General features: G+C 60.0%; 1 pseudogene. It reads right to left on the bottom strand.

Going from position 1 to position 540, the window contains the following annotated elements:
- Positions 1–438: pseudogene (locus AACY52_RS29855) on the bottom strand (hypothetical protein); the annotation flags it as partial.
- Positions 439–540 lie beyond the last annotated feature (102 nt).

Below are 540 nucleotides of genomic sequence, written 5' to 3'. Positions count from 1 at the left end.
CGTCATCAGCGATTTGTTGAGCGCGTCGTCCTCCTCGAGGAACTGCACCATGTCCTTGCCGGTGAGGAAGATCGGCTTCAACGCCTGCTTTTCCATGTAGTCCTTGTACTCGGCGGTCTGCGTCACCTTCTGGAACAGATCGACATAGAACGCCTGCTGCTCCGGCGTCACCTTGCCGGGCAGGAACATCGCGCGCAGCATCAAATACTGGACGTCGACGCCTTCCTCCTTGCAGGTCGGGATGTCGTGGATCAGGCCGGCAACCATGCCGCAGCTCCAGGCGCCGGCGTCCATCTGGCCGTCGAGCATGATCTTCGGGTAGACCCCGGCGACCTGATCGTGAATGTCGTCGATCTTCAGCTTGTCGCCCTTCTCGCGCTCGATCTCGATCAGGCGGTCGACATTGGCGTTCTTCAGCACGCGTTCGGTGTTGCGCAAGGACCGCATGATCAGGCGTGTTTTGAGTTAGGAGTCGGCGACCAGCGAGTTCTTCACGTTCTGATGCACCGGCGCTTCCTTGGTCGCAATGAAGCGCGTCCC

Origin of the sequence: Pseudomonas sp. EA_65y_Pfl1_P113, assembly GCF_963970525.1 — a bacterium.
In the GTDB taxonomy this organism is placed as follows: Bacteria; Pseudomonadota; Gammaproteobacteria; order Pseudomonadales; family Pseudomonadaceae; genus Aquipseudomonas; species Aquipseudomonas tritici.
The sequence above is the reverse complement of the archived record's forward strand: the minus strand, read 5'-3'. Positions and strand labels throughout refer to the sequence as shown.